Raw genomic sequence first — 20,149 nt, 5'->3', positions numbered from 1 at the left:
GCCGTCCCGATATGAAAGCCGCCCTGTTGTTCCTGCTGATGATCGCCGCCCCCAGCCTATGGGCGGCGCAACCTCGCGAGCTGACCTGGGCGGAAATGATTCCGCCCGACGCGCCCAAGGTCGCCCCGCAGATGACACCGATGCACGACCTGTCGAAGATGGGCACCGACATGGAGTCGGCGCCAGCGGTGAAGCAGCAGCAACCCGACGCGCCGGTGGTCAAGGCGCTGGACGGCCAGAACGTGAAGATGCCCGGTTTCATTGTGCCGCTGGAAGTCAGCGACGATGGGCGCACCACCGACTTCCTGCTGGTGCCGTACTACGGCGCCTGCATCCACGTGCCGCCGCCACCGTCGAACCAGATCGTGCACGTGACCAGCCAGGTCGGGGTCAAGCTCGACGACCTGTACCAGGCGTTCTGGGTGGAAGGCACCATGCGGGTGAAAAGGTCTGACAGCGAGCTGGCTGATGCGGGCTATCAGATGGAAGCCGACAAGATCTACATCTACGAGCTGCCGGAGTGATCGGCAGCCGTTAAATGACAGTTTTATTGAGCTGAGTCAAAACACCTGCTCCAGAGCCTTCCTACCATGGGCCAAGCCTTTGTCCCCTTGCCCATGGAAGACCCGATGAACTCGAAACTCCTGGGAGCCTCGCTGCTCAGCCTGGCCCTCGTCACTCCCTTCGCCCACGCTCACCAAGCCGGTGATTTCATCGTCCGCGCGGGCGCCATCGAAACCGCGCCCAACGAAGACAGCGGCAACCTGAAGCTGGACGGCGCCAAGGTTTCCGGCACCAAGGCCACCCTGAGCAACGACACCCAGCTGGGCCTGACCTTCGCCTACATGCTGACTGACCATGTGGGCCTGGAACTGCTGGCGGCCACGCCGTTCCAGCACAAGGTGGGCGTCAAGGGCGTCAGCTCTGCCACCGGCGTGTCCGGCCTGGACGGCAAACTGGCTGATATCAAGCAACTGCCACCGACCCTGTCGCTGCAGTACTACCCCATGGAAGCCAGCTCCAAGTTCCAGCCCTATGCCGGCGTAGGCCTTAACTACACCTGGTTCTACGGTGAAGACCTGACCAGCGAGCGCAAGTCGGAAGGCTTCAGCAACCTGAACCTGAAAAACTCGTGGGGCTGGGCAGCGCAGATTGGCGCGGACTACATGCTGACGGACCACATCATGGTCAACGCCGCCGTGTGGTACGTGGACATCGACACCCAGGCCAGCGTCGACGGCCCGACCGCCCTGGGCGTGGGCCGCACCAAGGTCAATGTGGACGTTGATCCGTGGGTTTACATGGTGGGTGTGGGTTACAAGTTCTAAGCCTGTAGCCGCTGCCGCCAGGCTGCGCTGTCCCTCGTTCACACTGGGTATCTGCAGTGAACTCAGGGGCCAGCGCAGCCTGGCGGCAGCGGCTACGGTGTTTTACAGGCCCAGCAAGTTGCGCAGGCCGGTGGCCATGGGGGTGATTTCAGGCAGGGTAAAGCGCTGCAGCAGGCGTGCATTGTTGGCCCGCGAATGCTTGATGTCCCCCGGGCGCGCTTCGCCATAACTGACCTCGGGCAAGCTGCCCAACACCGACTTCAACTCGGCCAGCAACTGGTTGAGGCTCATGGCCTGGTTAAGGCCGACGTTCACCGCGCCCTCCTCCACGCCTGGCGCTTCCAGTGCCTGCATCAGCACCGCCACCAGATCACCTACATAGATGAAGTCGCGGGTCTGCTCGCCGTCGCCATACAGGCTGATCGGCAGACCGGCCTGGGCGCGCTCGCAGAAGATGCTGATCACACCCGAATACGGCGACGATGGATCCTGGCGTGGACCGAATACGTTGAAGAAGCGGAAGATCGCCGGCTCCAGGCCATGCTGACGGCGGTAGAAGTCCAGGTAGTACTCGCTGGCCAGCTTGTCCGACGCGTAAGGGGTCAGCGGTGCCTTGGGCGTGTCTTCGGCAATCGCTTCGCCTTCACCATTGTTGCCGTACACCGCAGCACTGGAGGCAAACACCACGCGCTTGATGCCGGCGATGCGCATGGCCTCGCAGACATTCAGGGTGCCTACGAAGTTGGCCTGGTGGGTCTTGACCGGGTCGTCCACTGACGCCTGCACCGAGGCCACGGCGGCCAAATGCACCACGGCCTTGCAGCCTTGGGCAGCGCGAGCCACCAAGGCAGCATCGGCGACGTCGCCCTCGATCAATTCAACCCGCGGATTGTCCAGCGGCAGGTTGGAACGCTTGCCCATGGAAAGGTCATCGAGGACCCGGACGGCATGGCCCTTTTCCAGCAGGGCATCCACCAGGTTGGAGCCGATGAAACCGGCGCCCCCGGTGATCAGTACAGGTGCATCAGCCATGTCGGTAATATCTGTCCAGTAGGCTTGGGAGCCCGGAGCGCCAGGCGCGGGGCTTGATCCCGAAGGTATGAAGGATTTTCTTGCAGGCCAGCACCGCGTGCTGCGGCTCGTCGGCGGCGTCGGGCCGCGCGGCGTGGGCCTGGGCGGTCGGTGCTTCGATGGCCAGCTTGTGCAGCGTGGCCGCCTCGCTGATGATCGCCTGGCCCAGCGCCAGCGGCGTAGTGGCCTCGTTGCCGGCGTAGTGGTAGGTGCCCCACAGGGGCGCCTCACAGTCCAGTTGCTTGAGCACCGAGATGATCACCCGGGCCGCATCGTCCACGGGCGTGGGATTGCCGCGACGGTCATCGGCCAGCAGGATTTCCTGCGGCTGCTCGGCCCGCGTGAGGAAACGCCCCAGCACGCCGTCGGCGCTGTCATCCAGCAACCAGCCGAAACGCAGCAGCACATGCTGCGGGCAGGTGGCGCGCACGCTCTGCTCGATGCGCCACAGCGCCTGGCCACGCAGGCCCAGGGGCACGGGTTCGTCTTTCTCGCTGTAGGCAGTGGCACGCGAGCCATCGAACACCCGATAGCTGGACGGCTGCACCAGCACAATCTGATGGTGCTGGCACAGTTCGGCCAGGCGTTCCACGGAGCGCTCCTGCTGGGCCAGCCGGGTCTCACTGACGCTTTCGGCCTGGAACCAGTCGAAATAGTAGGCAAGGTTGATCAGTGCATCGGGGCGGGTGTCATCGAGCAACTGGGTGAGGCTCGCCGCATCCCAACCGCTTTCCGGCGGGCGGGGAGCGAGGAAGCCGATGTCTTCCTCCGCCCCGAGACGAATCAGCGCTTGCCCAAGGGCATTACCGCCGCCCAACAGCATAAGGCGCATTCGCATAGAGTCAGCAGGTCCGGTCCGGTTAAGTCTGTGAGCCAGGGATCGACCGCGGCCAGGGCCACGTGGCGATCGGTCAAGAGGCTTATGTTATTGCATTTTGCGGGTTTGTGCTGCGGGGATCAATCGGCAGCGTCCATGGGGCATTGGACATTAGCCTTAGTTTCATCATGGGATCCAGACCTGCCTTTATGATGGTCGGCTGCGGCCGCTCGCCTGTCTGAAGCATGCCCGCTGCGAATGAATGGATTTGCTCATGAAACTGCGTCACCTGCTCACCACCTGCACCACCACCCTGCTGCTGGCCGCCACCCAAATGGCCAGCGCCACCACAATGAAAGTCAGCACCGACGCCTTCGCCGAAGGCGGCAAGGTCAACGTCAGCGCCGCAGACACCCCGGCCGAATGCGGGACGGGCAAGCGTCATAACCCACAGGTGTCGTGGAGCGACCTGCCGGCCGGAACGCAGTCGATGGCGGTGTTGATTCTGGATGTGGACGGCCATAACGGCCTGGGCGTCAGTCACTGGGTGACCTACAACATCCCGGCGCAGCGTGGTGGCATCAAGGAAGGTGAAGCGCTGGTCAGCGTGCCGGGCATCACCGTGGGCAAGAACATCGCCGGCACTGCGGACTTCCGCGGTTTTTGCCCGGCGCCGGGTGATCAGCCGCATCACTATGTGCTGACCGTGATTGCTACGGATCTCAAGCCCGGGTCGTTGCCCGAGGGGCTGACGCGCGAGGAGCTGATGGCACGCCTGAGTGGCCATGCACTGGCCGGCCGCAATGTGGTGGGCCTGTACGGCCACTAAGGTATTGCGCAAGGCATAATGGTCGTTTACGGACAGCCAAGGAGCCCGCCATGCATGGCGTTACCGATATCCAATCGCTGCAGGCCCTGATCGATACGGGCGTGACTGTGCAATACCTGATGTTCTGGGGCCACACGCCGCGCCTTGCCGATGAGGTCGACCGCAGTTGCTTCAGCCAGTGGTACCCCTCACCGTTCGAAGTGGGTGGCGAGCGTTACGCCACGGCCGAGCATTACATGATGGTGGCCAAGGCCAGGCTGTTTGGTGACCTGGCCATTGTGCCGCGCATTCTCGCAGCCGCCACGCCCGCCGTGGCCAAACAGCTAGGGCGCGAGGTGCAGGGTTATGACGAGGCTGTGTGGCTTGCGCAGCGGTTCGATATCGTGGTGCGGGGTAACCTGGCCAAATTCCAGCAGAACCCTGAGTGCGGGGAGTTCCTTGCCGGCACCCTCGATCAGGTGCTGGTGGAAGCCAGCCCTGTGGACCGGATCTGGGGGATCGGCCTGGCGGCGGATGACCCTGCGGCGCGGGTGCCCGCGCAATGGCAGGGCCTGAACCTGCTGGGCTTCGCCCTGATGCAGGTGCGCGAACACGTGTAGCCGCTGCCGCCAGGCTGCGCTGGCCGGTGCGCCCCCTGGAGATCTTCAGCGAGGCAGAGGGCGAGCGCAGCCTTCGGCAGCGGCTACGTCGCGGAAATAAAAAGCCCCCGCATGGCGGGGGCTTTTGGCTGAAGCGCGATCAGGCTGCGATCAGAACGGGATATCGTCATCGAAGCTGTCGAAATCCGGAGCCGGTTGCGGCGCGGCCTGTTGTGGGGCCGGACGCGACTGCTGGGGTGCGGACTGCTGAGGACGTGGAGCCTGCTGACGCGGTGCCGACTGCTGGTAGCCGCCGTTGTCGCCCTGGTTCTGGTCGCCCTGTGGACGGCCGCCCAGCAGCTGCATGGTGCCCTGCATGTCGACGATGATTTCAGTGGTGTAACGCTTGATGCCGTCTTTTTCCCACTCGCGAGTCTGCAGCTTGCCTTCGATGTAGACCTGCGAGCCTTTACGCAGGTACTGACCGGCGATTTCGGCAACCTTGCCGAACATCGAGACGCGGTGCCATTCGGTGCGCTCGACCCGCTGATTGGTTTGCTTGTCGGTCCACTGCTCGCTGGTCGCCAGGCTCAGGTTGGTGACTGCGTTGCCGTTTGGCAGGTAGCGGACTTCAGGATCCTGACCGCAAGTACCGACCAAAATGACTTTGTTAACCCCACGGGCCATAACGTTCTCCTAGGCTTGGCACGTCTCTGGGGCCGGGTTTACCAGGCGCTCCAGGGATGCACGATCCAAAATTTCTGTGTCCAATTTGATATAGATGGCGGCTTCGTCGGCCACCACCACTGCATCTGTTACACCCGGCACGGCCTTGAGGCGCTCGACCAGACCGGCTTCGCGTATCGCCTCGGGCGACAATGGCAAGCGCAGGCTGGTCACATACGGTGGTTCGCGCATAGTAACAGCTATGGCCAACCAAATCGCCAACAGCCCGGCGCAGCCGATGAATACCACATTCAATCCGCCATGCTGGAACAACCAGCCGCCGAGGATACCGCCCAGCGCCGCCCCCAGGAACTGGCTGGTGGAGTACACGCCCATGGCCGTGCCCTTCCCGCCTGCCGGCGACACCTTGCTGATCAGCGACGGCAAGGACGCTTCCAGCAGGTTGAACGCGGTGAAGAACACCACGATGCCGACCACCAGCTCCGTCAGGGTGTTACCCGATACCCAGAAGTACAGCTCGGTGAGCATCAGGGTGGCAACCGCCCCTATGAGGACGCGTTTCATCTTGCGCTTTTTTTCACCATAAATGATGAACGGAATCATCCCGAAAAAAGATACCAGCAAGGCGGTCAGGTACACCCACCAGTGCTGCTCTTTCGGCAGGCCGGCACGCTCCACCAGCGCCAGGGGCAACGCCACGAAGCTGGCCATCAGGATCGCGTGCAGCACGAAGATGCCCACGTCCAGGCGCAGCAGGTCGGGATGCTTGAGCGTCGGCACCAGTGCCTGGCGCGCCACGCCCGATTCGCGGTGGGTGAAGTGGCTCGACGCCTTGGGCACCACGAAGGCCACCAGGGCAATGCCCACCAACGCCATCACCGCAGTGACGATGAACAGCCCGGACAGGCCGAACACGCGCGTCACCAGTGGGCCCACCACCATGGCCACGGCGAATGAAACGCCGATGCTCATGCCGATGGTAGCCATCGCCTTGGTGCGATGCTGCTCGCGCGTAAGGTCCGACAGCAATGCCATCACCGCTGCGGAAATCGCCCCCGCGCCCTGCAGGACACGTCCGGCAATCACGCCCCAGATCGAGTCGGCATGGGCCGCCAGCAGGCTGCCGAGGGCAAAGATCACCAGGCCCACATAAATCACCGGGCGGCGGCCAATGCGGTCGGAAATGATGCCGAACGGAATTTGCAGGAAAGCCTGGGTCAGGCCATAGGCGCCAATGGCCAGGCCGATCAGGGCCGGGCTGGCACCGGCCAGGTCCATGCCATAGGTGGCCAGTACCGGCAACACCATGAACATGCCCAGCATACGGAACGCGAACACCAGGGCCAGACCGCCAGCCGCGCGGGTCTCGCTGCCACTCATGCGTTCGCTGTGGAGATCGTGCATGGAAAAACCTCGTGTGAACCGGCGGCGATTCTACCAGTCCCACGGATAGAGGGGGTATATGGCGACGCTTTGCCGCGCAGTTGTCATGTATGACGTCAGGGATGTCATCCGATAGTGTGCATCCATCCAGTATTTAGCCTTATACTCCTGTGTTTACGCCCGCCGTGCGAGGCCACTCTTGGACAAGATCCTGATTCGTGGGGCTCGAACCCACAACCTGAAGAACATCGACCTGACCCTGCCACGGGACAAGCTGATCGTGATCACCGGGCTGTCCGGCTCGGGCAAGTCATCCCTGGCGTTCGACACCCTGTACGCCGAAGGTCAACGCCGCTATGTGGAGTCGCTGTCGGCCTACGCCCGGCAGTTTCTGTCGATGATGGAAAAGCCCGACGTCGACACCATCGAAGGCCTGTCGCCGGCCATTTCCATCGAGCAGAAATCGACCTCCCACAACCCGCGCTCCACCGTCGGTACCATCACCGAGATCTACGACTACCTGCGCCTGCTGTATGCCCGCGTGGGTACGCCGCGGTGCCCGGACCACGACATCCCGCTGGAAGCCCAGACCGTCAGCCAGATGGTCGACCTGGTACTGGCCCAGCCCGAAGGCAGTAAATTAATGCTGCTGGCGCCGGTGATCCGCGAGCGCAAGGGCGAACACCTGGCGATCTTCGAAGAGCTGCGCGCCCAGGGTTTCGTGCGGGCACGCATCAACGGTCGCCTGCACGAGCTGGACGAACTGCCCAAGCTGGACAAGCAGAAGAAGCACACCATCGAAGTGGTGGTGGACCGCTTCAAGGTCCGCGAAGACCTGCAGCAACGCCTGGCCGAATCGTTCGAGACCGCGCTGAAGCTGGCCGACGGTATTGCCCTGGTCGCCTCCATGGACGACGAACCGTTCGAGGAGATGATCTTCTCCGCGCGCTTCGCCTGCCCGATCTGCGGCCACGCCATCAGCGAGCTGGAACCCAAGCTGTTCTCCTTCAACAACCCCGCCGGCGCCTGCCCGACCTGCGACGGCCTGGGCGTGAAGCAGTTCTTCGACGCCAAGCGCCTGGTCAACGGCGAGCTGACCTTGGCCGAGGGCGCGATACGTGGTTGGGACCGGCGCAACGTCTACTACTTCCAGATGCTGGGGTCGCTGGCCTCGCACTACAAGTTCAGCCTGGAAAAACCGTTCAACCAGTTGCCGGCCGACAAGCAGAAGATCCTGCTGCACGGCAGTGGCACCCAGGACGTCGATTTCAAGTACCTCAACGACCGTGGCGACATCGTCAAGCGCTCGCACCCGTTCGAAGGCATTGTGCCGAACCTGGAGCGCCGCTACCGCGAGACCGAATCAGCTACCGTGCGCGAGGAGCTGGCCAAGTTCCTCAGCACCCAGCCGTGCCCTGACTGCCGTGGCACGCGCCTGCGCCGTGAAGCGCGGCATGTGTGGGTGGGCGAGAAGACGCTGCCGGCCGTTACCGGCCTGCCGATTGGCGATGCCACCGACTATTTCGATGGCCTGAAGCTGACTGGCCGCCGTGGCGAGATCGCCGACAAGATCCTCAAGGAAATCCGCGAGCGCCTGCAGTTCCTGGTCAACGTGGGCCTGGACTACCTGACCCTGGACCGCAGCGCCGACACCCTGTCGGGTGGCGAAGCGCAGCGTATCCGCCTGGCCAGCCAGATCGGTGCCGGCCTGGTGGGGGTGATGTACATCCTCGACGAGCCGTCCATTGGCCTGCACCAACGCGACAACGACCGCCTGCTGGGCACCCTCAAGCACCTGCGCGACATCGGCAACACGGTGATCGTGGTAGAGCACGACGAGGACGCTATTCGCCTGGCCGACTACGTGGTAGACATCGGCCCGGGCGCCGGCGTGCACGGTGGCAGCATCGTGGCTGAAGGTACCGCCCAGGAGGTCATGGACCACCCTGATTCGCTGACCGGCAAATACCTGTCGGGCCGGGTCAAGATCGTGGTGCCGGCCAAGCGCACGCCGCGCAACAAGAAGCTGCAGCTGACCCTCAAGGGCGCACGCGGCAACAACCTGCGCAACGTCGACCTGGAAATCCCGATCGGCCTGCTGACCTGCGTCACTGGCGTGTCCGGCTCGGGTAAATCGACGCTGATCAACAACACGCTGTTCCCGCTCAGCGCCACAGCCCTGAATGGTGCCACCACCCTGGAAGCCGCTGCGCACGATAGCTGTGACGGCTTGCAGCACCTGGACAAGGTGGTGGACATCGACCAGAGCCCTATCGGCCGTACGCCGCGCTCCAACCCGGCGACCTACACCGGGCTGTTCACACCGATCCGTGAGTTGTTTGCCGGCGTGCCGGAGTCCCGTTCGCGTGGCTATGGCCCGGGGCGCTTCTCGTTCAACGTCAAGGGTGGCCGCTGCGAGGCCTGCCAGGGCGACGGCCTGATCAAGGTGGAGATGCACTTCCTGCCGGACATCTATGTGCCGTGCGACGTGTGCAAGAGCAAGCGCTACAACCGTGAGACGCTGGAGATCAAGTACAAGGGCAAGAGCATCCACGAGGTGCTGGAGATGACCATCGAGGAAGCTCGCGAGTTCTTCGATGCCGTGCCGGCCCTGGCGCGCAAGCTGCAGACGCTGATGGACGTGGGGCTTTCCTACATCAAGCTGGGTCAGTCGGCGACAACGTTGTCGGGCGGTGAAGCACAACGGGTCAAGCTGTCCCGGGAGCTGTCCAAGCGCGATACCGGCAAAACCTTGTACATTCTCGACGAGCCGACCACGGGCCTGCACTTTGCCGACATCCAGCAACTGCTGGACGTGCTGCACCGCCTGCGTGACCACGGCAACACCGTGGTGGTGATCGAGCACAACCTGGACGTGATCAAGACGGCTGACTGGATCGTCGACCTGGGGCCGGAGGGTGGCTCCAAGGGCGGCATGATCATCGGCTGCGGTACGCCGGAAGAAGTGGCGGAAATGGAACAGTCCTACACGGGCCACTACCTCAAGCCGTTGCTTACGCGCGATCGCGCCTGACGGTGTAGCCGCTGCCGCCAGGCTGCGCTGGCCCTCTGCCTCGCTGGAGATCTTCGGTGAGGCTGATGGCCATAGCCTGAAGGCAGCGGCTACGGTGATCGGTGTCCAGATAACAAAAAGCCCCGCCATCGTGAGATGGCGGGGCTTTTTGCATGCCGCGTTGCTTAGAACTGCGACTGCAGGTAGTTCTGCAAACCGATCGACTTGATCAGGCCCAACTGCTTCTCCAGCCAGTAGGTGTGATCTTCCTCGGTATCGGAGAGCTGAACGCGCAGGATATCGCGAGTGACGTAATCCTTGTGCTGTTCGCACAGGGCAATGCCCTTGCACAGCGCTGCGCGCACTTTGTATTCCAGGCGCAGGTCAGCTTCGAACATGCTGGGTACGTCAGTGCCGATGTCCAGGTCATCAGGGCGCATCCGTGGCGTGCCTTCGAGCATCAGAATACGGCGCATCAGCGCATCGGCATGACCTGCCTCTTCTTCCATCTCGTGGTTGATACGCTCGAACAGCTTGCTGAAGCCCCAGTCCTCGTACATCCGCGAATGGATGAAATACTGATCACGCGCGGCCAGCTCGCCGGTCAGCAGCGTGTTCAGATAATCGATTACGTCCGGGTGCCCTTGCATCGCCCTACATCTCCTTGCTTGAAAGTAGATAGTTTGAACCAAGGCAGGCTGAACGTCACGGCAAGAAAGGTAAAAAACCGCAAAAAAGCAGAGAAAAGTAGATGATTGGCAGCGAAAAACCGCCCAAATGAGGGCGGTTCTCCTTAGCATTTCGAGTTAGCCGCGTTTTGCCTCCAACGCGCGGGCAACACCTTCACCATAGGCTTGATCGGCCTGGTAGAAGTACGGCAACTGACGCTCGATCACGTCGCCGGAAACGCTACTCATTGCATTGGCAATGTTGTCGATGAGCAAGGCTTTCTGTGCTTCGTTCATCAGGCGGAACAAAGCGCCGGCCTGGCTGAAGTAGTCACCATCGGTACGGTGATCGTAGCGGTCTGCCGCGCCGCTCAAGGCCAGCGAAGGTTCCGCGTACTGTGGTGCCTGCTTGGGCGCGTCGCCGTAGCTGTTGGGCTCGTAGTTGGGCGCTGCGCCGCCGTTGCTGCCAAACGCCATGGAGCCGTCACGCTGATACGAATGGACTGGGCTGCGCGGAGCATTGACGGGCAACTGCTGGTGGTTGGTGCCCACGCGGTAGCGGTGCGCATCCGCGTAAGCGAACACACGGCCTTGCAGCATGCGGTCTGGCGACAGGCCGACACCTGGCACCATGTTGCTCGGGCCGAACGCCGCTTGCTCAACTTCAGCGAAGTAGTTCTGCGGGTTGCGGTTGAGCTCCAGCAGGCCCACCTCGATCAGCGGGAATTCCTTCTGCGACCAGGTCTTGGTCACGTCGAACGGGTTCTCGCGGTGAGCGTTGGCCTGGGCCTCAGTCATCACCTGGATGCAGACACGCCATTGCGGGTAGTCACCACGCTCGATGGCCTCGAACAGGTCACGCTGGGCGTAATCCGGGTCGGTGCCGGCAATGCGTGCTGCGTCTGCCGGGGCGAGGTTCTTGATGCCCTGGACGCTCTTGTAGTGCCATTTGACCCAGTGACGCTCACCCTTGGCATTGATCAGGCTGTAGGTGTGGCTGCCGAAACCGTGCATGAAGCGGTAGCCGTCCGGGATGCCGCGGTCGGAGAACAGGATAGTGACCTGGTGCAGCGCTTCTGGCGAGTGCGACCAGAAATCCCACATGGCCTGGGCACTTTTCAGGTTGCTCTGGGGCAGACGCTTTTGGGTGTGGATAAAGTCGGGGAACTTAAGCGGGTCGCGAATGAAGAACACCGGGGTGTTGTTGCCGACGATGTCCCAGTTGCCTTCCTCGGTGTAGAACTTGAGGGCGAAACCACGTGGGTCGCGCTCGGTGTCAGCCGAACCACGCTCACCACCAACGGTGGAAAAACGCAGGAAGGTAGGCGTTTGCTTGCCGACTTCAGAGAACAGTTTGGCGTAGGTCAGATCGGTGATGTCTTTGGTGACCGTGAACGTGCCGTACGCACCCGAGCCCTTGGCGTGGACGCGGCGCTCAGGAATGTTCTCGCGGTTGAAGTGAGCGAGCTTTTCGATCAGGTGGAAGTCGTCCAGCAGCAAAGGCCCACGTGGCCCGGCGGAACGGGAATTCTGGTTGTCGGCAACGGGTGCGCCGCTGGCGGTGGTGAGGGTCTTGCTCTGGCTCATGGTATGTCTTCCTCTGTCAGACCTTATGGGACCGGGCTAATGGCTGGTGGTCAGTATCAGTAAAAGGCGGGAAGACATCTAATTTATAGATCTGTTGTGCTCGATAGATTTTTACAATGTAGTAGCCGCTGACGATAGGCTGCCGATGCAGATAATGCGGGCATAAAAAAACCGGGCACTAGGCCCGGTCTTTTCGTACAGCTTGTTCGTCTTACTCAGCAGCTTCTACAACGCCGCCAACAGGACGATCAACCAGCTCGACATACGCCATAGGAGCGTTGTCGCCAGCGCGGAAACCGCACTTCAGGATGCGCAGGTAACCGCCTTCACGGTTAGCGTAACGCTTGCCCAGAGTGTTGAACAGCTTACCAACCATTTCTTTCGAACGAGTACGGTCGAAAGCCAGACGGCGGTTTGCAACGCTGTCTACCTTGGCCAGGGTGATCAGCGGCTCGGCAACGCGGCGCAGTTCCTTGGCTTTCGGCAGGGTAGTTTTGATCAGCTCGTGCTCGAACAGCGACACCGCCATGTTCTGGAACATAGCCTTGCGGTGAGAGCTGGTACGGCTCAGGTGACGTCCACTTTTACGATGACGCATGGTTCATTCCTTACCAAACTTACGTTCGGTGATTACGACGATCAGGCAGTCGCCTTGTCGTCCTTCTTAAGACTTGCAGGCGGCCAGGTGTCGAGGCGCATGCCGAGAGACAAACCACGGGAGGCCAAAACGTCCTTGATTTCAGTCAAGGATTTCTTGCCCAGGTTCGGAGTCTTCAACAGTTCTACTTCGGTGCGCTGAATCAGGTCGCCGATGTAGTAAATGTTCTCCGCCTTAAGGCAGTTGGCCGAACGCACGGTCAGTTCCAGATCGTCAACCGGACGAAGCAGAATCGGATCAATCTCGTCTTCCGGCTCGACTTCAGGCAGCTCTGTTTCACCTTTGAGGTCGACGAACGCAGCCAGCTGCTGTTGCAGGATGGTTGCAGCACGACGGATAGCCTCTTCAGGGTCCAGAGTACCGTTGGTTTCCAGATCAATTACCAGCTTGTCCAGGTTGGTACGCTGTTCGACACGGGCGTTTTCCACCACGTATGCGATACGGCGAACCGGGCTGAACGAAGAGTCGAGCTGCAAGCGACCAATGCTGCGGCTTTCGTCTTCATCGCTCTGACGCGAATCGGCCGGTTCATAACCACGACCACGAGCTACTACGAGCTTCATGTTCAAGGCGCCGTTAGACGCCAGGTTGGCGATTACGTGATCGGGGTTAACGATCTCGACATCATGATCCAGCTGAATATCGGCAGCGGTAACCACCCCCGAACCCTTCTTCGACAAGGTCAGCGTAACTTCGTCACGACCGTGCAGCTTGATAGCCAGACCTTTCAGGTTCAACAGGATTTCGATTACGTCTTCCTGTACACCTTCGATGGCGCTGTACTCGTGGAGCACACCGTCAATCTCGGCCTCGACTACTGCACAGCCGGGCATTGAGGACAACAGGATGCGGCGCAGCGCGTTGCCCAGGGTATGGCCAAAACCACGCTCGAGAGGCTCGAGCGTAATTTTAGCGCGGGTTGGACTGACGACCTGCACATCAATGTGGCGGGGCGTCAGGAACTCATTTACCGAAATCTGCATGGATGCACCTATTTTCTAGCCCTTACTTGGAGTAGAGCTCGACAATCAGGCTTTCGTTGATGTCGGCGGACAGATCACTGCGAGCAGGAACGTTCTTGAAAACGCCCGATTTCTTCTCAGTGTCAACGTCTACCCACTCAACGCGGCCACGCTGGGCGCACAGCTCAAGGGCCTGAACGATGCGCAGTTGGTTCTTCGATTTCTCGCGAACAGCAACCACGTCACCCTGACGAACCTGGTAGGACGGTACGTTTACAGTCTTGCCATTAACGCTGATCGCTTTGTGCGAAACCAGCTGGCGGGACTCGGCACGGGTAGCACCGAAGCCCATACGGTAAACGACGTTGTCCAGACGGCATTCGAGCAGTTGCAGCAGGTTCTCACCAGTAGCGCCTTTCTTGCCGGCCGCTTCTTTGTAGTAACCGCTGAACTGACGCTCGAGAACGCCGTAGATACGACGGACCTTCTGCTTTTCACGCAGTTGGGTGCCGTAGTCGGATTGGCGACCGCGGCGCTGGCCGTGGATACCTGGGGCTGCTTCGATATTGCACTTCGATTCCAGAGCGCGAACGCCACTTTTCAGGAACAGGTCAGTGCCTTCACGACGAGCCAGTTTGCATTTTGGACCAATGTAACGAGCCATTATCTATCGTCTCCTGAATTACACGCGGCGCTTCTTCGGCGGACGGCACCCGTTATGCGGGATTGGCGTCACGTCGGTGATGCTGGCGATCTTGTAGCCGCAGCCGTTCAAAGCACGGACAGCGGATTCACGACCTGGACCTGGACCTTTGACGTTTACGTCGAGGTTTTTCAGGCCATATTCCAGCGCAGCTTGACCAGCACGTTCAGCAGCTACTTGAGCAGCGAACGGGGTGGACTTGCGAGAACCGCGGAAACCCGAACCGCCGGAGGTAGCCCAGGACAGGGCGTTACCTTGACGATCGGTAATGGTCACGATGGTGTTGTTGAAAGACGCGTGGATGTGGGCGATGCCATCAACCACTGTCTTTTTTACTTTTTTACGAGGACGAGCAGCAGGTTTTGCCATGACTAAATTCCTGTCGATTCGCTGGTGCGATTACTTGCGGATCGGCTTACGCGGACCTTTACGGGTACGCGCGTTGGTCTTGGTACGCTGACCGCGCACTGGAAGACCACGACGATGACGCAGGCCACGGTAGCAGCCCAGATCCATCAAGCGCTTGATTTTCATGTTGATTTCGCGACGCAGGTCACCTTCAGTGGTGAACTTCGCCACTTCGCCACGCAGCTGTTCAATCTGCTCGTCGCTCAGATCCTTGATCTTAGCGGCTGGGTTAACCCCAGTGTCTGCACAGATCTTCTGTGCAGTAGTGCGACCAACACCATAGATGTAGGTCAGCGAGATAACAGTGTGCTTGTTATCTGGAATGTTGACGCCTGCAATACGGGCCATTCAGTGGGACTCCAATTGACAGCTACCTACGCCCCGGAAGCCAAGAAATAGGGCGCGAGATAATATCGCTGTAATACAAAATAATCAACCCAGCAGCGCACTAGCTGCTGGGCTTGTAGCACAGATCACAATCAGCCTTGGCGCTGTTTATGACGTGGTTCCGCGCTGCAAATTACTCGAACGACACCTTCGCGGCGAATAATTTTGCAGTTACGGCACAGCTTTTTCACCGATGCACGAACTTTCATCACCAACTCCTCGAACCTTATGGGTCTCAGCGCAGCAAGCTGCTGCCGCCGTAGCCCTTCAGGTTGGCTTTCTTCATCAGGGATTCGTACTGGTGTGAAACGAGGTGCGATTGTACTTGGGACATGAAGTCCATCACAACCACTACCACGATCAGCAACGAGGTCCCGCCAAGGTAGAACGGTACGTTTGCCGCAACCACCAGGAACTGGGGAAGCAGACAGACGGCCGTCATGTAGAGAGCACCGAACATGGTCAAACGGGTCAGAACGCCATCAATGTAGCGCGCAGACTGCTCACCAGGACGGATGCCCGGAATAAAGGCACCGGACTTCTTCAGGTTTTCCGCTACGTCTTTCGGATTGAACATCAACGCCGTATAGAAGAAGCAGAAGAAAATAATCCCTGCACTAAACAGCAGAATATTCAACGGCTGACCAGGAGCGATCGACTGCGAGAGATCCTGCAGCCAGCCCATACCAGCAGACTGACCGAACCAGGCACCCAGCGAAGCCGGGAACAGCAAAATGCTGCTCGCGAAAATAGCAGGAATAACGCCTGCCATGTTCACTTTCAGCGGCAAGTGGCTCGTCTGAGCAGCAAAGACCTTGCGGCCCTGCTGACGCTTGGCGTAGTGAACAGCAATACGACGCTGACCACGCTCGATGAACACCACAAAACCGATAATCGCTACTGCCAGCAGACCGACAGCTACCAAGGCGAAAATGTTGATATCACCCTGACGCGCAGACTCGAAAGACTGCCCGACTGCTCTCGGAAGACCGGCGACGATACCCGAAAAAATCAACATCGAGATACCGTTGCCAACACCGCGCTCGGTAATCTGCTCGCCCAGCCACATCATGAACATCGCACCGGCCACGAAGGTGGCGACTGCGACGAAATGGAAGCTAATGCCAGCGGAGAACGAAACACCCTGGTTGGCCAAGCCAATGGACATGCCAGTTGCTTGAACCAAAGCCAGGATGACGGTGCCGTAGCGGGTGTACTGGCTGATCTTGCGACGGCCAGCTTCACCTTCCTTCTTCAACTGCTCCAGCTGCGGGCTGACGACGGTCATCAGTTGCATGATGATCGATGCCGAAATGTACGGCATGATCCCCAGTGCAAAGATGCTCATACGCTCCAGCGCGCCGCCGGAAAACATGTTGAACAAGCTAAGAATGGTCCCCTCATTCTGTCGAAACAGGTCCGCCAGGCGGTCCGGGTTGATACCTGGAACTGGGATGTGCGCGCCGATTCGGTAGACGATAATCGCCAGGAACAGGAAACGCAGACGAGCCCAGAGTTCGGACAACCCGCCTTTGCCTAGCGCTGAGAGAGCACCTTGCTTAGCCATTTATTCCTCGAACTTGCCGCCAGCTGCTTCGATAGCCGCACGCGCACCTTTGGTGGCTGCGATACCCTTGATGGTGACTGCGCGAGTAACTTCGCCCGACAGCATGATTTTCACACGCTGAACGTTCTGGTTAATCACGTTGGCATCCTTCAGGGACTGAACGGTTACCACGTCGCCTTCCACTTTGGCCAGCTCGGACAGACGCACTTCTGCGCGGTCCATGGCTTTCAGGGAAACGAAGCCGAATTTCGGCAGACGACGGTGCAGCGGCTGTTGACCGCCTTCAAAGCCTGGAGCAATGGTGCCACCGGAACGGGAGGTCTGACCTTTGTGGCCGCGGCCACCAGTCTTACCCAAACCGCTACCGATACCACGGCCCGGACGATGCTTTTCGCGACGGGAACCCGGCGCTGGACTCAGATCATTGAGTTTCATCGATTAGCCCTCTACACGCAGCATGTAGTAAGCCTTGTTGATCATCCCGCGATTCTCGGGAGTATCCAGGACTTCTACAGTGTGACCGATGCGACGCAGACCCAGACCCTTAACGCACAGTTTGTGGTTAGGGATGCGGCCGGTCATGCTTTTGATCAGCGTAACTTTAACGGTAGCCATGATCAGACGATCTCCTCAACGCTCTTGCCGCGCTTGGCAGCAATGGACGACGGGGATTGCATAGCTTTCAGACCCTTGAAGGTGGCGTGTACCACGTTCACTGGGTTAGTCGAGCCGTAGCACTTGGCCAGAACGTTCTGAACGCCAGCAACTTCGAGGACAGCACGCATAGCGCCGCCAGCGATGATACCGGTACCTTCAGAGGCAGGCTGCATGTAAACCTTCGAAGCGCCGTGGGCGGACTTCATGGCGTACTGCAGAGTGGTGCCGTTCAGGTCAACTTGAATCATGTTGCGACGAGCAGCTTCCATAGCCTTCTGGATCGCAGCAGGCACTTCACGCGACTTGCCACGGCCGAAGCCTACACGGCCCTTACCATCACCAACCACGGTCAACGCGGTGAAGGTGAAGATACGGCCGCCTTTAACGGTTTTGGCTACGCGGTTAACTTGAACCAGCTTCTCAATGTAGCCTTCGTCGCGCTTTTGGTCGTTATTTGACATAACTTAGAACTCCAGCCCAGCTTCACGAGCAGCATCAGCCAGCGCTTTCACGCGACCGTGGTACTTGAAGCCAGAGCGGTCGAAAGCCACCTGCGAGACGCCAGCGGCTTTCGCACGCGAAGCGACCAGCTGGCCAACCTTAGTGGCCGCGTCGATGTTGCCAGTGGCACCATCACGCAGTTCTTTGTCCAAAGTCGAGGCGCTTGCCAGGACTTTGCTGCCGTCGGCCGAGATGACCTGGGCATAGATGTGCTGCGAAGAGCGGAACACGCAGAGACGCACGACTTCGAGTTCGTGCATTTTCAGGCGTGCTTTGCGAGCGCGACGCAGTCGAGTAACTTTTTTGTCGGTCATTTGCTATGCCCTACTTCTTCTTGGCTTCTTTACGACGGACGACTTCGTCCGCGTAACGCACACCCTTACCTTTGTAAGGCTCTGGTGGACGGAAATCGCGGATTTCAGCGGCCACTTGACCCACCAGCTGCTTGTCGATGCCCTTGATCAGGATATCGGTCTGGCTAGGAGTCTCAGCGGTGATGCCTTCCGGCAGTTCGTAGTCCACTGGGTGCGAGAAGCCGAGAGCCAGGTTCAGCACGGTGCCTTTGGCTTGTGCCTTGTAACCAACACCGACCAGCTGGAGCTTGCGCTCGAAGCCTTGGCTTACGCCTTGGACCATGTTGTTAACCAGGGCACGAGTGGTACCGGCCATAGCGCGGGTCTGTTGATCGCCATTGCGAGCAGCGAAACGCAGCTCACCAGCTTCTTCAACGATTTCTACGGACGAGTGAACATTCAGTTCCAGAGTGCCCTTGGCACCCTTCACCGAAAGCTGTTGGCCGACGAATTTTACTTCGACACCAGCCGGCAGCTTTACGGGGTTCTTAGCGACGCGAGACATGCTTATCCCCCCTTAGAACACTGTGCAAAGAACTTCGCCGCCGACACCGGCAGCGCGCGCAGCACGATCCGTCATCACACCTTTGGAGGTGGAGACGATGGATACGCCGAGACCGCCACGAACTTTTGGCAGCTCATCGACGGACTTGTACTGACGCAGACCTGGACGGCTGACGCGTTTGACTTCTTCGATGACTGGACGGCCTTCGAAGTACTTCAGCTCGATGGAAAGCGACGGTTTTGCTTCGTTGCTTACCTGATAACCCGCGACATAACCTTCGTCCTTCAGAACTTTGGCTACAGCTACCTTCAGCGAGGAAGATGGCATGCTTACGACGGACTTTTCAGCCATCTGGGCATTACGGATTCGAGTTAGCATGTCCGCTAACGGGTCCTGCATACTCATGGGCTAGACGCTCCTGTTACAAAAATATTTAGCCTTTCGGCTACTACGTCGCCGAGCTGACTGCGGTCCGAAAACCCAGGCTCAGGCGAGCCGGTCATTCTAGACATACCCCAGAAATGAATCAAGCCCCGTGAGGGGCTTGATTCGTTCTCAAGGTCACCGGCGGTCGGCTGATTGCTCAACCCGCCGCCAGGACTTTGGGAGTACGGCTTACCAGGAGGCTTTAACCAGACCTGGTACGTCACCGCGCATTGCTGCTTCACGCAGCTTGTTACGGCCCAGGCCGAACTTGCGGTAAACGCCGTGCGGACGACCAGTGATGCGGCAGCGGTTACGCATGCGCGAGGCGCTTGCGTCACGTGGCTGCTTCTGCAGAGCTACTGCAGCATTCCAACGCTCTTCGTCACTTGCGTTCAGATTCACGATGATTGCTTTGAGCTCAGCACGCTTCTTGGCGTATTTAGCGACCGTCAGCTGACGCTTCAGCTCACGGTTTTTCATGCTCTTCTTGGCCATTTTCCTACTCCAATCAGTTGCGGAACGGGAATTTGAAAGCACGCAGCAAGGCGCGACCTTCATCATCCGAACGAGCAGTGGTGGTCAGGGTAATGTCCAGACCGCGCAGAGCATCGATCTTGTCGTAATCGATTTCCGGGAAAATGATCTGCTCTTTCACGCCCATGCTGTAGTTGCCACGACCGTCGAAGGACTTGGCATTCAGGCCGCGGAAGTCGCGTACCCGAGGCAGGGAGATCGCCAGCAGGCGGTCCAGGAATTCGTACATACGATCGCGGCGCAGGGTAACCTTGACGCCAATCGGCCAGCCCTCACGGACCTTGAAGCCTGCAATCGACTTACGAGCGTAAGTGACGACAGCCTTCTGGCCGGTGATTTTTTCCATGTCGGCAACAGCGTGCTCGATGACTTTTTTGTCGCCGATTGCTTCGCCCAGACCCATGTTCAGGGTGATCTTGGTAACGCGCGGAACTTCCATCACGTTCGCCAGCTTAAGTTCTTCCTTAAGCTTGGGAGCGATTTCCTTCCGATAAATCTCTTTCAGTCGTGCCATGGTCTTCTACCTA

Annotated in this window: 26 protein-coding genes; 5 read left to right on the top strand and 21 right to left on the bottom strand. The window is 59.7% G+C overall.

Annotated features, from left to right (window positions below):
* The first annotated feature begins 11 nt into the window (after positions 1-11).
* A complete protein-coding gene (locus tag ACZ9GA_RS31880; RefSeq protein ID WP_457358126.1) occupies positions 12-524 on the top strand; it encodes a DUF3299 domain-containing protein in 513 nt (170 codons plus the stop codon).
* Between the two features lie 105 nt (positions 525-629).
* Positions 630-1,328 (top strand): OmpW/AlkL family protein, encoded by a 699-nt coding sequence (locus ACZ9GA_RS31875; RefSeq protein WP_457358128.1) that lies wholly within the window; start codon positions 630-632, stop codon positions 1,326-1,328.
* A gap of 102 nt (positions 1,329-1,430) precedes the next feature.
* Here the strand turns inward: ACZ9GA_RS31875 and ACZ9GA_RS31870 are convergent, their stop codons facing one another.
* Together ACZ9GA_RS31870 and ACZ9GA_RS31865 are read right to left on the bottom strand one after the other, a co-directional pair.
* A complete protein-coding gene (locus tag ACZ9GA_RS31870) occupies positions 1,431-2,360 on the bottom strand; it encodes an NAD-dependent epimerase/dehydratase family protein (RefSeq protein ID WP_457358130.1) in 930 nt (309 codons plus the stop codon).
* Positions 2,353-3,237, bottom strand: coding sequence for a sugar nucleotide-binding protein (locus tag ACZ9GA_RS31865; RefSeq protein WP_457358132.1), 885 nt, complete (start codon positions 3,235-3,237; stop codon positions 2,353-2,355). The genes ACZ9GA_RS31870 and ACZ9GA_RS31865 overlap by 8 nt, the downstream gene beginning before the upstream one ends.
* A 253-nt stretch (positions 3,238-3,490) precedes the next feature.
* Here ACZ9GA_RS31865 and ACZ9GA_RS31860 point away from each other — a divergent pair, with 253 nt between their 5' ends.
* Together ACZ9GA_RS31860 and ACZ9GA_RS31855 are read left to right on the top strand one after the other, a co-directional pair.
* Positions 3,491-4,045, top strand: a complete 555-nt coding sequence (locus ACZ9GA_RS31860) for a YbhB/YbcL family Raf kinase inhibitor-like protein (protein WP_457358134.1) — start codon at positions 3,491-3,493, stop codon at positions 4,043-4,045.
* Between the two features lie 50 nt (positions 4,046-4,095).
* Complete coding sequence (locus ACZ9GA_RS31855; protein ID WP_457358136.1) at positions 4,096-4,644, top strand: NADAR family protein; 549 nt, start codon at positions 4,096-4,098, stop codon at positions 4,642-4,644.
* Positions 4,645-4,794: 150 nt separating this feature from the next.
* Here ACZ9GA_RS31855 and ACZ9GA_RS31850 read toward each other — a convergent pair whose 3' ends face one another.
* Both ACZ9GA_RS31850 and ACZ9GA_RS31845 read right to left on the bottom strand, forming a co-directional pair.
* Positions 4,795-5,310: a single-stranded DNA-binding protein gene (locus ACZ9GA_RS31850; RefSeq protein ID WP_027982020.1), complete on the bottom strand. Its 516-nt coding sequence runs from the start codon at positions 5,308-5,310 to the stop codon at positions 4,795-4,797.
* Positions 5,311-5,319: 9 nt separating this feature from the next.
* Entirely contained in the window at positions 5,320-6,714 is a 1,395-nt protein-coding gene (locus ACZ9GA_RS31845; RefSeq protein WP_457358138.1) for an MFS transporter, read from the bottom strand.
* A 178-nt stretch (positions 6,715-6,892) separates the two neighbouring features.
* Between ACZ9GA_RS31845 and uvrA the strand changes: the two genes are divergently transcribed.
* Positions 6,893-9,727, top strand: coding sequence for an excinuclease ABC subunit UvrA (uvrA, locus tag ACZ9GA_RS31840; RefSeq protein ID WP_457358140.1), 2,835 nt, complete (start codon positions 6,893-6,895; stop codon positions 9,725-9,727).
* 164 nt (positions 9,728-9,891) lie between these two features.
* On the opposite strand, the gene bfr is transcribed toward uvrA, so the two are convergent.
* The 17 genes from bfr to rplE form a co-directional block, all read right to left on the bottom strand.
* The gene (bfr, locus tag ACZ9GA_RS31835) at positions 9,892-10,356 is read right to left on the bottom strand and encodes a bacterioferritin (protein WP_027982017.1); all 465 of its coding nucleotides are present in this window, start codon (positions 10,354-10,356) and stop codon (positions 9,892-9,894) included.
* 156 nt (positions 10,357-10,512) lie between these two features.
* Positions 10,513-11,961, bottom strand: a complete 1,449-nt coding sequence (locus ACZ9GA_RS31830; RefSeq protein WP_457358142.1) for a catalase — start codon at positions 11,959-11,961, stop codon at positions 10,513-10,515.
* Between the two features lie 211 nt (positions 11,962-12,172).
* Complete coding sequence (gene rplQ, locus ACZ9GA_RS31825) at positions 12,173-12,559, bottom strand: 50S ribosomal protein L17 (protein WP_027982015.1); 387 nt, start codon at positions 12,557-12,559, stop codon at positions 12,173-12,175.
* 41 nt (positions 12,560-12,600) lie between these two features.
* Positions 12,601-13,602, bottom strand: a complete 1,002-nt coding sequence (locus ACZ9GA_RS31820) for a DNA-directed RNA polymerase subunit alpha (RefSeq protein ID WP_027982014.1) — start codon at positions 13,600-13,602, stop codon at positions 12,601-12,603.
* A gap of 22 nt (positions 13,603-13,624) precedes the next feature.
* A complete protein-coding gene (gene rpsD / locus ACZ9GA_RS31815; protein ID WP_008374133.1) occupies positions 13,625-14,245 on the bottom strand; it encodes a 30S ribosomal protein S4 in 621 nt (206 codons plus the stop codon).
* 18 nt (positions 14,246-14,263) lie between these two features.
* Positions 14,264-14,653, bottom strand: coding sequence for a 30S ribosomal protein S11 (rpsK, locus tag ACZ9GA_RS31810; RefSeq protein WP_002555466.1), 390 nt, complete (start codon positions 14,651-14,653; stop codon positions 14,264-14,266).
* Positions 14,654-14,683: 30 nt separating this feature from the next.
* Positions 14,684-15,040: a 30S ribosomal protein S13 gene (rpsM, locus tag ACZ9GA_RS31805; protein WP_008374135.1), complete on the bottom strand. Its 357-nt coding sequence runs from the start codon at positions 15,038-15,040 to the stop codon at positions 14,684-14,686.
* A gap of 131 nt (positions 15,041-15,171) precedes the next feature.
* Positions 15,172-15,288: a 50S ribosomal protein L36 gene (gene rpmJ / locus ACZ9GA_RS31800; protein ID WP_002555468.1), complete on the bottom strand. Its 117-nt coding sequence runs from the start codon at positions 15,286-15,288 to the stop codon at positions 15,172-15,174.
* A gap of 26 nt (positions 15,289-15,314) precedes the next feature.
* Positions 15,315-16,646: a preprotein translocase subunit SecY gene (gene secY, locus ACZ9GA_RS31795; RefSeq protein ID WP_457358145.1), complete on the bottom strand. Its 1,332-nt coding sequence runs from the start codon at positions 16,644-16,646 to the stop codon at positions 15,315-15,317.
* Positions 16,647-17,081 (bottom strand): 50S ribosomal protein L15, encoded by a 435-nt coding sequence (gene rplO / locus ACZ9GA_RS31790; protein ID WP_010220318.1) that lies wholly within the window; start codon positions 17,079-17,081, stop codon positions 16,647-16,649. It lies immediately after the preceding gene.
* Between the two features lie 3 nt (positions 17,082-17,084).
* Positions 17,085-17,261 carry a 50S ribosomal protein L30 gene (rpmD, locus tag ACZ9GA_RS31785; protein WP_003186033.1) on the bottom strand — a complete coding sequence of 59 codons (177 nt, stop codon included), beginning with the start codon at positions 17,259-17,261 and terminating at the stop codon, positions 17,085-17,087.
* A gap of 2 nt (positions 17,262-17,263) precedes the next feature.
* Positions 17,264-17,764 (bottom strand): 30S ribosomal protein S5, encoded by a 501-nt coding sequence (gene rpsE / locus ACZ9GA_RS31780; protein WP_008374145.1) that lies wholly within the window; start codon positions 17,762-17,764, stop codon positions 17,264-17,266.
* A gap of 3 nt (positions 17,765-17,767) precedes the next feature.
* Entirely contained in the window at positions 17,768-18,118 is a 351-nt protein-coding gene (rplR, locus tag ACZ9GA_RS31775) for a 50S ribosomal protein L18 (protein ID WP_008374147.1), read from the bottom strand.
* A gap of 10 nt (positions 18,119-18,128) precedes the next feature.
* A complete protein-coding gene (gene rplF, locus ACZ9GA_RS31770; protein ID WP_027982011.1) occupies positions 18,129-18,662 on the bottom strand; it encodes a 50S ribosomal protein L6 in 534 nt (177 codons plus the stop codon).
* A gap of 12 nt (positions 18,663-18,674) precedes the next feature.
* A complete protein-coding gene (rpsH, locus tag ACZ9GA_RS31765; protein WP_027982010.1) occupies positions 18,675-19,067 on the bottom strand; it encodes a 30S ribosomal protein S8 in 393 nt (130 codons plus the stop codon).
* A gap of 210 nt (positions 19,068-19,277) precedes the next feature.
* Entirely contained in the window at positions 19,278-19,583 is a 306-nt protein-coding gene (gene rpsN / locus ACZ9GA_RS31760; RefSeq protein WP_457358148.1) for a 30S ribosomal protein S14, read from the bottom strand.
* A 13-nt stretch (positions 19,584-19,596) separates the two neighbouring features.
* Entirely contained in the window at positions 19,597-20,136 is a 540-nt protein-coding gene (gene rplE / locus ACZ9GA_RS31755; RefSeq protein WP_027982008.1) for a 50S ribosomal protein L5, read from the bottom strand.
* Positions 20,137-20,149 lie beyond the last annotated feature (13 nt).

Source organism: Pseudomonas sp. TE3644 (assembly GCF_056278815.1).
Note: the sequence above shows the minus strand (reverse complement) of the source record. Positions and strands in the feature narration are given on the sequence as shown.